Here is a 12,629-nt window from a genome sequence, read left to right as displayed (position 1 = left end):
AACGCAACGCATAACTACACTATTTCTGATTGACTTTGTGCCAAATCATTACCTGGTTTCCAAAAATTTTGGAGAATCCTTTCACATCTTCGCCTGTCCATGTATTATTCATCTCTCCATAGCTGCCAAATTTGCTAGACATTAAATCATGTGTAGATTCAATACCTATCACATTAAAGCGGTAGGGATTTAACTCAATGAATACTTTTCCACTAACGGTTTCTTGTGAGCTCAGTAAAAAGGCTTCTATATCTCTCATGATAGGATCATGGAATTGGCCTTCGTGCATCCAATTACCATAGAAGGAAGATAATTGATCCTTCCAGCTTAATTGCCATTTTGTAAGCACATGTTTTTCTAGTGTATGATGTGCCTTAATTAAAATGACGGGAGCCGCTGCTTCAAACCCTACTCGCCCTTTGATTCCTATAATAGTATCGCCAATATGTATGTCGCGTCCTATGCCGTAGGGTTGAGCAATAGCTTGAAGTTGTTGAATGACTTTCACCGGGCCGATACGCTCACCATTTAGTGCAACTGGCTCTCCATTTTCAAATTCTATGGTAATTCTTTTACTTTCGGTTGATGTGGCAGGCGTTGGCCAAGCTTCCTCTGGCAATGTTTCGTGTGAGGTTAATGTTTCTTTACCGCCAACAGAAGTACCCCATATGCCCTTATTGATAGAGTATTTAGCTTTTTCAGCATTATAAGTAACCCCATGATTGTGAAGATAATCAATCTCCGATTGGCGGCTTAATTTCAAATCACGAATAGGCGTGATAATCTCAACATCAGGAATTAGAATATTGAAAATCATATCAAACCGAACTTGGTCATTACCTGCTCCAGTACTTCCGTGCGCCACATACTGAGCACCTATTTTTTTTGCATAAGTGGCAATTGCTGTTGCTTGGCAAACACGCTCTGCACTAACTGAAAGGGGATAAGTGGCATTTTTAAGTACGTTGCCAAAAATTAAATACTTAATACTATCATTATAGTAATTTTGGGTTTCGTCAACAGCAGCGTGTGAAACTACTCCAAGTTCATAAGCGCGTGACTCAATCTGTTTTAGCTCTTCTTCCGAAAAACCGCCTGTATTTACGACGACAGAATGAACTTCCAATCCCATATCTTGCGCAAGGTAAATTGCGCAAAAAGAGGTGTCTAAACCTCCACTAAATGCTAATACTACTTTTTTATTCATTTTTTTAGAATTATAACTCCAAACAAATAGGAAGTTATCAATACGTGATTATTTAATCAAATGCTAGTAATAAGGAAGCAATTATTTTGCTTCTTCTTCTTAAGCTAAGTTCAATGCGTTTTAACAATGATTGTTTCTTTTGCATCTGTTTTAGACGCTCTTTTGCCTTAGCTTTTTGCTCAATCTTTTGCCTGAGCTCTTTCTCTTTTTCCACCGGGTCCCAAAGCATTGCCGTACACATACAGTTTTTGCGATCCTTATCGGTGAGAATATCGTAATTTACACAACTTTGACAACCTTTCCAAAATTCCTCATCTTGTGTTAACTCAGAATAAGGTACCGGCTCATAACCCAAATCTGAATTGATTTTCATTACAGCAAAGCCAGTCGTTAACCCGAAAATTTTGGATTTTGGGTACTTTTCTCTGGACAAGTCGAAAATCCGCTTTTTGATAGCTTTTGCAAGGCCCTCTTTTCTAAATATAGGATTTACTATTAAACCGGAGTTGGCCACATAATCTCCATGACTCCATGTCTCTATATAGCAAAAGCCTGCCCACGTTCCATCTTTATGGAGTGCAATAACGGCTTTCCCTTCTAACATCTTATTGGCAATGTATTCAGGCTTTCTACGTGCAATACCTGTGCCGCGAGCTTTAGCAGATTCCGCCATTTCGTTACATATCTGCTCCGCATATCCAATATGCGATTGATTTGCAGGAATAACAACAAAATTTGAAGTGTTCATGGAATGAAAATGACCCAAGAGAACAAAACAATAAAACACATTTTGCTCTACCGTTTGATTTTGATTATTTTTTTGTTAATTACTTTGTGATAGATATAGTAACCGGACTCGTTACCATATTGTTTGTAGAGTGGGTATGCCCTCGAAATCAAGCCCGGGGCATAATGGGTCGTCGGACTCTTAAAACCAGTTTGTTACTGGTAGCCTTATCGCAGATCATAACCATCACATTGCCTGAATAGATATGTTTGGTGTTTTTCTTACAAAGGCCAGATATGTTCATCTTTTAGTTAATCCTTCAGTTTAAAATAATGACTGCAAATGTATGAAATAATATTTGGTATATGCAATATTTATTGTTTAAAATTACTAATATTACACTAATTCGAGTAAAAGTATTGAAAATATTTAAATATGTAGCCGTTCTATCGCCTTGAAATCTTTAGGCGGTCTTGCTTTATGGGTAAAGGAGAGGGAGAATATTCATTTGTTCGATGTGATGCATATCCAGCATAATGGTATTATTAGAAAGGATTGGTCGAAAGACGGGGTAAAGAAATAAGCTTGGATAAGATATGATTTTAAGCATATCCTATCCAAACTGTATTACCAAAAACGTACATAAAGGGCGCTAACCAATAAAATAGTAAGAACAATCATGACAAGAACAGAAGGCTCTACTCTGAACATTTTGGTGTCTAAAGTGAAGGATTTCGGATTAATTTTAGGACCTGAAAGGCTCATTAATACCATCACAATTACTGTAAATAAAAAGGATAAACCCATGCAGATTTGGAAAGGTATTTCGTAGCCCCCCCTTCCATTAGGATAAGCTGTATAAAGGAATGTATCATTACCGAACCAGGTTGGAGCATAATTGTTGAACACAACGGATAATACAAAACCCATTATAAGTCCCACAATGGCCGCGCTACCTGTGGTTCGCTTCCAGAACATACCCAACAAGAACATAGCAAGTACTCCCGGACTGATAAACCCGGTATATTTTTGAATGAAGGTGAACCCCCCCTCACCGCCAATGCCCAACATGTCATCCCAAGTGAAAAGTATAGATGCCAGTATGGCTACTATTACTGTAATTTTACCCACATTAACCAAATTCTTCTCCGAAGCGTCTTTTCTCATATACTTCTTGTAAATATCCATGGTAAAAATGGTGGCGATACTATTTGCTTTACCTGCCAGTGATGCAACTATTGCTGCGGTTAATGCAGCAAGGGATAAGCCTTTCATACCGTCAGGAAGAAAACCTAATATCGCTGAGTAGGCATTGTCAGGATTAAAATTGCCTCCCGGTGCCATTTCCTCTTGAAGGGCACCATTTTTATATAAGACATAAGCGGCAATACCAGGTAGCATTACAATAACAGGCATGAATAATTTTAAAAGCCCGGCGAATAGAATTCCTGTTCTAGCCGTTTTTAAGTCGGCACCAAGCGCTCTTTGGGTAATGTATTGATTACAACCCCAATAATTAAGGTTAACAATCCAAATCCCAGCCAAATACATTCCCAATCCTGGTAGCATCAAATATTTATTTATTTCTTCCTGTGAAGAACTTGCCGTCGGTTTTTCTATAATCATTTTGAAATGTTCGGGAGAATCTTCCATAAGACGAGAAAAGCCCGCCAAGGCATCTTTCCCAAGCCCGAAGTGTTCACTTACTAAGGTTAAAGCAACATAAGTAGTGGCTACCCCCCCAATGATAAGCACTAATACTTGAATAACATCCGTGAAACCAATCACTCTCATCCCGCCTAAGGTAATTACGATTGCAAAAATAGAGAGGGCTACAACGATTAAGTGGAAACTACCTCCTCCTGCCAAGTTATTGATCGCAAGAGCACCCAGAAATAAAATTGATGTGAGATTGACAAATATATAAAGGAACAGCCAAAATACAGCCATAATAAGGCTCGTGGTCTCATTATAACGGTTATTCAAAAATTGAGGCATAGTAAAAATCTTGTTTTTCAGATAAACAGGAATAAACCATACCGCAACAATAATGAGGGCCAATGCTGCAATCCATTCATATGCAGCAACGGCTACACCGACGGTAAAACCATTACCACTCATGCCAATAAATTGTTCAGCTGAAATGTTTGAGGCAATTAAGGAGGCTCCAATAGCCCACCAGGTTAATGAACCCTCTGCCAGGAAGTAATCTTTACTACTTGCCGCATCATTACTTTTTTTTCTATAAATCCAGTAGCCATAGCCTGCTACTACAATAAAATAGATGAGGAAGATGATGTAATCAATCTGTGCAAATTTTTCCATTTTGGATATCTAAGGTTAATTTTGGTTAGCAAAAGAGCGTGATTACCACGCTCTTTTTTATTTTTATTTATGGGTTTGATAATACACTTCACTCCATTTTAGCTCATTCTCGAATTGATCTAGTCGCGTACGTTCATCTATTTTTATAAATTCAACTCCAGCTATTCGTGCGAAATCCTCTAAGTATTCAACCGTCAAGTTTTGACTGTATACGGTGTGGTGCGCTCCTCCGGCATAGATCCAAGCAGTACAAGCTGTTTTCATATCTGGAAGCGGTTTCCAAAGTACACGCGCTACAGGAAGCTTTGGCAGTTGTTGTGTAGCTTCAAGCCCTTCTACCGTGTTCACGATAAGTCTAAAACGGTCACCCATATCTACCAGCGAAGCATTTAGGGCAGGCCCCCCTGAAGCATTAAATACTAAACGTGCTGGGTCGGCTTTACCACCGATTCCTAATGGATGAACTTCAAGCCGTGGTTTTTCTTTGGCTAGAGATGCGTCTACTTCGAGCATATGTGATCCTAGTACCATTGAGTTTTCCGGATGAAAATGATATGTATAATCTTCCATGAAAGCATTAGCACCCTCCATGCCTGAAGCCATTACTTTACAGGCGCGAACTAATGCCGGTGTTTTCCAGTCGCCTTCCCCTGCAAAACCATATCCTTGCTCCATCAGTCGTTGGGCCGCAATTCCCGGCAACTGCACCAAACCATGTAAATCTTCAAATGAATCTGTGAAACCCTTATAACCACCATCTTCTAAAAACTTCTTTAGGCCAAGTTCAATTTTAGCGGCGTCTAATACATGCTGGTGTAAGGGCTGTCCTGCTTTTACATTATCGGCTAGCGTGTAGCTCGCTTCGTATTCCTTTACTAGCGAACTAATTTGGTCGTCAGTAACCTGATTGATAATAGCAACAAGATCTCCAATTGCGTAGGTATTTACTGAAAAGCCGAATTTCATTTCTGCTTCTACTTTATCTCCGTCTGTTACCGCTACATTCCGCATGTTATCCCCAAAACGCACGAATTTAGCTCCTTGCCAATCGTTCCATGCGGCCGCAGCTCTTGCCCATACATTGATTTTAGCGATCACATCTTCATCTTGCCAGAAACCGGTTACCACTTTACGGTTAATGCGCATGCGTGAAACGATGAAACCAAACTCGCGGTCGCCATGGGCACTTTGATTGAGATTCATGAAATCCATGTCAATACTATCCCAAGGAATATCACGATTGTATTGAGTATGCAAGTGAAGCAGTGGTTTTTTTAGAATATTTAATCCCCTTATCCACATTTTCGCAGGAGAAAATGTATGCATCCAAGTAATAATACCGATACAATTAGAAGCCGTATTAGCGGCTAATATTGTACTAAAAATTTCTTCTGAATTCTTAACAATTGGCTTATGGATTACCTGAACAGGCACTTTTTGATGGTCATTAAAGTATTTTGAAATTTCCTGGGCATGTTCTGCTGCCTGGGCCAACGTTTCAGGTCCATATAAGTCTTGGCTTCCTGTAATGAACCAGACTTCAAAAGTTTTTAAATTTAACATATGCTATATTCGTTGTTTGTTTATATCAAGTATCAAGATATTTTTAGAAGCTATTAGACTTAAAACTAAGGCTTGATACCTATGCCTCCTATTGTTTGATAGCCTTTGCTTTCCGCTTTAAGCTTCCCTAGCTCTGCCCATAGTACGAATCAGGACCATGCTTGCGTTCAAAATGTTTTTTGATGAGTGAATCTTTTAAACGAGGAGCATCTGGGCTAATCTGCTCGGTTAACAGTGCCATTTTAGCAACTGTTTCTAGCACTGCACTGTTATATACCGCTTTCGCTCCTGTCTTTCCCCAAGTAAATGGTGCGTGATTGCCGACTAAGATCATTTCGATTTCCTCATAATTAAGTCCTTTTTCCTGAAAATGATTTAATATCTGAAAACCGGTTTCATACTCATAATTTCCCTGTATCATATGGTCGTCCATTGGCGGCGCACATGGGATGTCTGTTGTAAGGTGGTCGGCATGGGTCGTCCCATAAATAGGAATTGCTCGTTGACTTTGTGCCCAAGCTGTACCATAAGTAGAATGGGTGTGTACAATGCCGCCAATTTTATCCCAATGTTTATATAAAACTGCATGCGTTTTTGTGTCAGAAGAGGGACGTAAATCGCCTTCTACGGTGTTACCGTCAAAATCAACAATGACCATGTTCTGCGGACTTAGATTTTCATAGGGAACCCCACTTGGTTTTATAGCGAAGACACCTTTAGAACGATCTGCAACACTTACATTACCAAAGGTGAATAACACTAATCCAAGTTTTGGTAGTTGCATGTTGTTTTCGTAGGCTTCCTCACGGATATCTTGATAATTATTCATAATGCTATAATTGAATGTCCTATATTTAGATAGAGGCAGATAAAATATCGATGTCTTGACTTATTTTTCTTTCTATAAACGCACCTGCTTCCGAATATTTTTGATAGCGTTTTTGATAGATACTTGCTTTCTCAGAATTAGGAAAATATTCCGTATCAAAGCCTTGACCCATTGCTTCCATCGCTTCCTCCACATGCGGATAAACACCCGCCACGGTTGCTGCAAACATAGCAGCACCAATAGCGCAAGTCTGTTCGGAACGATGTATCTTGATAGGCATGTTCATCACATCGGCCATCATCTGCATAATAAAGGGAGCTTTCTTAGCAACTCCACCCATTCCTATCAAACCTTTTACGGTGACACCTTGTTCGTTAAACCGATCCACAATTTTTTTGGCACCAAAACATGTAGCCTCTACTAAAGCTCTGAAAAGTTTAGGCGCATCGGTTCCTAGATTTAAATCAAAAAATGCACCCTTTAATGCTTGGTTAGCATCTGGGGTTCTCCTTCCATTTAACCAGTCGAGCGCAAATTCTAGCTCTTCTGTAAGTTCTATCTCATCAGCCAATTTACTAAGCTCAGGTATTATATTCTCCTCAATACGATGAAGGAGCTCCTCCGATATTAAATTATTTGCGTCAGCAGAAGCGTGAAAATGTTTTAATGGCCATAAAAGCAAGTTTTTAAACCAAGCGTATGCATCTCCAAAGGCAGATTGTCCGGCTTCCATACCTATCATACCTGGAATGATCGAACCATCAACTTGTCCGCAAATGCCTTGCACCAATACTCCTTCAACTTCATTTTTAGGGGCAACCAGCATATCGCAGGTCGATGTTCCCATCACTTTGCTTAAATAATAAGGCTCAATCTGTCCGCCAACAGCTCCCATATGTGCATCGAAAGCTCCAATACCTACAGCTACTTCTGTTGAAAGTCCTAGACGTGTTGCCCAGTCAGCAGACAAATGACCTGCCCGCTGATCAGCGGTGAAGGTTTCATTAGCAATATTTAGTACAAAACCGTCCAATAGCGGGTCTAGTGAGGCGAAGAAATCATTTGGCGGATAGCCGTCAAATTCTTTAGCCCACAAAGATTTATGACCTGCGGAACAAACGCCTCTTTTTATGGCATCTGCATCACTACCTCCGGTTAATAAGAAAGGAATCCAATCACAATGCTCTACCCATGTATAAATAGAAGACCTGACTGCCTCGTCTGCTCGTAGGATATGTAATAATTTCGACCAATACCATTCAGAAGAATAGATACCACCTACGTACTGCAAGTAGTTGATATCAAATTTTTTTGCATGTATGTTAATTTCTTCTGCTTCTTTTACGGCAGTATGATCTTTCCATAGAACAAACATGGCATTCGGATTGCTTTCGAACTCCGGAAGCAACGCTAAAGGAGTTCCACTTTTATCTACCGCAATGGGTGTCGAACCGGTAGTATCAATCGAAATAGCTTTTATATTAGAAGCGATATCAGGTCCGGCTTTAGAAAGACAGGATTTGATCGTTTCTTCAAGTCCCTCTACATAATCGAGTGGGTGTTGCCTAAACTGGTTTTTAACTGAATTACAAAACAGGCCCTTTTTCCATCTTCGATAATGATGAACGGCTGAAGCTACTTGCTCACCATTGTGGGCGTCAACCAATACAGATCTTACTGAGTCCGTACCGTAATCCACACCTATAACATATGCGTTATCCATATCAATAACTAAAATTTTTTATGTTTTCGAGAATCGCAGCGCTGTGCGTTTTTTTACTAATTGGTCAGTCTGTCAATCTCTTTGTATTATTCGTGTCAAAATAACATTTATTTTTTTAGATAAAAAAATATTATCGAAAAAAAATATTATCGAAAAAAAATTACGGATTCGGAATAAAGTTTAAAAAAGAACTAATCTTATCCTTATAGATTTCCTTGTTTAATTTGTAATAGAAGGCTCCTTTTTTGGAATTTTCTTTATCCTTGTCTTTTTGGCGCATTAGTAATCCCGTTGAAAGCAATTTTCTGCTAAAGTTTCTTTTATCGAGTACAATATCATAAACACCTTCATAAAGAGTAAGTATCTGTGGAATAGTGAATTTTTCAGGAAGCAACTCAAAGAGGATAGGGTGCAAGGCTGCCTTATAGCGCAATTTCTTCTTGGCATGATCTACCATACTATTGTGATCGAAAATAAGTTTCGGAATTTCTTTTAAAGGCACCCATTCTGCCCTGTATTCTTTACTTAGCTGGTCTTTGTACTTATGGATATCAATAAGCGCATAATAGGCTATACTGACAGTTCTTTCTAATGGATCGCGTTTCGGTTCGCCAAAAACCTCCATTTGTTCCATGTACACATTTTCGAGCCCCGTTAGCTGTTTCAATACTCTTGCTGCAGAATTTTCTGGTTTTTCGCTTGGTTCAACAAACCCGCCCATTAAGCTCCATTTATTTTTTTCGGGTTCAAAGCCGCGTTGAATAATTAGTAACTTCAAGCTATCTCCGTCAAAGCCGAAGATAATACAGTCTACGGCAACTAATATGCGTGTTTGTTTTGAGTATTTAGTCATAATTTATAGGTAATTAAAAGGGATACGATATTATTCATTAACACAATAATTCTCAACAATTAAAAAAGAAAAAATGATGATTTGCATCAATCAAAGTGGTAAATATAGGTATTTTATCTATTGATTATCAAATCTAGCTATCCGTTTATGTTACAAGCCTCTCTTTCTGTTTAAACGATTAAGTTTAATAAAAAGTGTTTTTATGACACTTTTTATTAAATGTTCTGTTGACATTTAATAAAAAGCTTTTATATTAGCCGAGCCAATTAAGGGGTTTACCCGATAAAAATAACCGTTAAAAAAACCAATAAGTAACCAAAATGCAACACATTAAACTGAAAATCATTTGGAAGAAAGCATTCGTAATTTATGCTGTGCTTTTTTTCTGCTATTCAATTGGCTTTAGCCAAGGAAGCGTGCAAATTTCCGGTAAAGTTACCGACAAAAATGGGCAGCCATTACCGGGTATCAGTGTGGTTTTACTTGGAACACGAGTAGGAACCAACACGAATGAGGAAGGGCAATATCAAGTTTCAATTCCCAATTGGAACGGTACTTTGTCTTTTACGAATGTGGGATATGTGAAAAAGGAAATTAAAATTACCCAAGGAAAAAACACCTATGACATCGTTTTAGAAGAAGACTTATTGGGTCTAGATGAAGTAGTTGTTGTTGGCTATGGAACGCAGCGGAAGTCGGACATCACGGGGTCTGTTGCGATCGTAGATGTAGCCGAATCTAAAAAGTACTTAACCAATGACATCTCTCAACTTCTTCAAGGTAGAAGCCCTGGCATAACCGTGAACAGTGATGGGCAGCCAGGAGCTGCACCTAGTGTTAAGATTAGGGGAGTTAGTACATTTGGTAACGCCCAGCCACTATATGTGGTGGATGGGGTACCGGTAGGAACTTCTATTCGTGATTTCAGTCCAAACGATATTGAATCTATGCAGGTATTGAAAGATGCATCTGCAGGAGCAATCTATGGGTCAATGGCGGCAAATGGTGTGGTAATTATCACTACTAAACAAGGTAAGCAACACACGCCATTGAATATTGAATACAATGGCTCGTATGGTATAGATAAGATTTGGCAACGAATACCGGTACTAAAAAGACAAGATTATCAGATGATCGCAAATGAGGTACGTACCAATGCCGGATTACCCCTAATTCCAGGAAATGATCCTTCCTCTCCTATGTTCATTGATAATGTTGATACCGATTGGCAAAAAGAAGGTATGAAGAATGGGATGCGCCAAAATCATAACCTTAATTTTATGGGTGGCGGGGAGAATACTACCTATAATATGTCTTTTGATTACCTTGGTAATGATGGCACATTTGTAGGTAACGGCCCAAGCTATGATCGGTACACAGCCCGCGTTAACACGTCTGCAAAAAAAGGTATTTTTAAGGTGGGACAAACATTTTCCTATACGCATTCACATGAAAATACACTGACCTATAATAATACCATATTAACAGGAAGTCGTCCCCCTTTAGTAATTGATCTGGTGGAAGCAATTCCTACGCAGCTGATTTATGACCCTAATAATAAGGGTGGTTTTGGTGGAACAGAATCCAATATTCACGATGTTATTTCGTTAAATGCCATCGCCATCAATAGCTTGTTCAAAAACTATACGGATGTCGATCGGATGTTTGCGACGGCTTATGGGGAAATCGACCTCATCAATAAGAACGGGCATAGTTTAAAATATAAGCTGAACCTAGGTTACGATAAAACACAGGCAAGAGATTACGCTTTTCAACCGGCTTTTGACTTGGGATATTTTTTCCATTCAAATATTTCCAGATTGGATGACGGGCAACGAACATTAACGACTGCTCTAGTAGAAAATACATTAAATTACGAAAAAGCATTTGGAAAACACGCTTTGGCTGTTCTGGTAGGACAAACCTATCAATCTGGATCTGCCTTGGTTCGTAGCGGTCATTCGGAATCCTTTACGGAACCTTATTATCCAATCCTAGATAATGGGAGTAATAAAACTGCTTCTGGTACATTGGATGAAAACGCACTTTCTTCTTATTTAGGCCGTATCAATTATAATTTTGATGATAAGTATCTTCTTACCGCGAATATTCGACGAGACGGATCATCGCGGTTTAGTCCAACAAATCGCTTCGGTTATTTTCCATCAATAGCTTTAGGTTGGAAAATAACCAATGAATCATTCTTTAAAGTTCCGAAAGATATAGTGAGCGACTTAAAGCTGAGAGCAAGCTATGGAAAGTTAGGGAATCAGAATATTTTAGATTATTTATACACCGCTTATATCAATCCAAATATCGTGTATAATTTCAATGGTCAGAAGGTATTCGGAGGTCTTCAAACGAGTTTGGTCTCACCCGATATTAAATGGGAATCAAAGGTTACGTCGAACATCGGGTTAGATGGTATTTTATTCAACGGTCTTTTTGATTTTACTGTCGAGTATTATCGTAATAAAACAACCGATATTTTAGTAGGTGTGCCAATTCCATCGTCAACGGGTTCGGTAAATCAAGCTCCCACCGTGAACACCGGAAGTCTGCAAAATTCGGGATTTGAGTTTATGGGCGCTTATAATAAGCGAGACGGAGATTTTACCTTCACGATTGCAGCGAATGTAAGTACCATTAAAAATAAGGTGCTTGCCTTGGGTGAAAATGGAGAGCCGATTTATGGTGCAGGTTCCAAAACAGAAGTAGGTGGAGAAGTAGGTCAGCATTTTGGATATGTGACAGAAGGGATCTTCCAAACGAGCGAGGAAGTTGCTGCTCATGCTTTTCAAAGCGCAGCTACGGCGCCAGGAGACATCCGGTTCAAAGACTTGAATGGAGATAATGTAATAAATGCCGATGATCGCGCTTATCTTGGAAGTGCGATCCCTGGATTAAATTATGGTCTTAATTTTAGTGCAGCCTATAAAAAAATAGATTTTAGTGTATTTGCGTCCGGTAGCTCAGACTTCAAAATTAATAGTAGAATGTATAGAGATCTTATGTTGACAACTGATTACATTAACCGGCATGAGGATATTCTTAATCGATGGACTCCCACAAATACCAATACCGATATTCCTCGTTTAGTTGCGAATGACCCGAATGGAAATGGTCGTGATTCAGATCGAAAAGGATGGCTACAAGATGGTACTTACCTTCGCATCAATACGGTTTCATTGGGATATACCTTCTCCGACAAACTTATTAAGAGTGTGACGAAAATAAGAGTGTTCGCTACAGCGCAGAACCTTTATACTTTCCAAGCCTATAAAGGTTATAATCCTGATTTCACGTCGGGAGTTTTTGAACCGGGATTCGATTTTGGGTCATTTCCTAAACCAAGAACATTCATGTTGGGCGTGCAGATAGGTTTCTAATCTTATAAGAATA

General features: G+C 39.1%; 8 protein-coding genes. 1 reads left to right on the top strand and 7 read right to left on the bottom strand.

The genetic code is table 11. The features are described from left to right. Positions 1 to 19: 19 nt before the first annotated feature. The 7 genes from argG to BMY50_RS17825 form a co-directional block, all read right to left on the bottom strand. A complete protein-coding gene (gene argG, locus BMY50_RS17855; protein WP_093326991.1) occupies positions 20 to 1,207 on the bottom strand; it encodes an argininosuccinate synthase in 1,188 nt (395 codons plus the stop codon). Between the two features lie 52 nt (positions 1,208 to 1,259). Next, complete coding sequence (locus BMY50_RS17850; RefSeq protein WP_093326987.1) at positions 1,260 to 1,955, bottom strand: N-acetyltransferase; 696 nt, start codon at positions 1,953 to 1,955, stop codon at positions 1,260 to 1,262. 606 nt (positions 1,956 to 2,561) lie between these two features. Continuing rightward, complete coding sequence (locus BMY50_RS17845) at positions 2,562 to 4,259, bottom strand: sodium:solute symporter family transporter (RefSeq protein ID WP_093326985.1); 1,698 nt, start codon at positions 4,257 to 4,259, stop codon at positions 2,562 to 2,564. A 63-nt stretch (positions 4,260 to 4,322) separates the two neighbouring features. After that, positions 4,323 to 5,822, bottom strand: coding sequence for an L-arabinose isomerase (gene araA / locus BMY50_RS17840; protein WP_093326982.1), 1,500 nt, complete (start codon positions 5,820 to 5,822; stop codon positions 4,323 to 4,325). A 127-nt stretch (positions 5,823 to 5,949) separates the two neighbouring features. After that, positions 5,950 to 6,651: an L-ribulose-5-phosphate 4-epimerase gene (locus tag BMY50_RS17835; protein ID WP_093326980.1), complete on the bottom strand. Its 702-nt coding sequence runs from the start codon at positions 6,649 to 6,651 to the stop codon at positions 5,950 to 5,952. A gap of 25 nt (positions 6,652 to 6,676) precedes the next feature. Beyond that, positions 6,677 to 8,374, bottom strand: a complete 1,698-nt coding sequence (locus BMY50_RS17830; RefSeq protein ID WP_093326978.1) for a ribulokinase — start codon at positions 8,372 to 8,374, stop codon at positions 6,677 to 6,679. Between the two features lie 160 nt (positions 8,375 to 8,534). Continuing rightward, positions 8,535 to 9,227 (bottom strand): NUDIX hydrolase, encoded by a 693-nt coding sequence (locus BMY50_RS17825; protein ID WP_093326977.1) that lies wholly within the window; start codon positions 9,225 to 9,227, stop codon positions 8,535 to 8,537. 320 nt (positions 9,228 to 9,547) lie between these two features. On the opposite strand from BMY50_RS17825, the gene BMY50_RS17820 reads away from it, so the two are divergent. Continuing rightward, positions 9,548 to 12,616 carry a SusC/RagA family TonB-linked outer membrane protein gene (locus BMY50_RS17820; RefSeq protein WP_093326975.1) on the top strand — a complete coding sequence of 1,023 codons (3,069 nt, stop codon included), beginning with the start codon at positions 9,548 to 9,550 and terminating at the stop codon, positions 12,614 to 12,616. Positions 12,617 to 12,629: the final 13 nt, after the last annotated feature.

Origin of the sequence: Olivibacter domesticus (assembly GCF_900109575.1) — a bacterium.
Lineage (GTDB): Bacteria > Bacteroidota > Bacteroidia > Sphingobacteriales > Sphingobacteriaceae > Olivibacter > Olivibacter domesticus.
The sequence above is the reverse complement of the archived record's forward strand: the minus strand, read 5'-3'. Positions and strand labels throughout refer to the sequence as shown.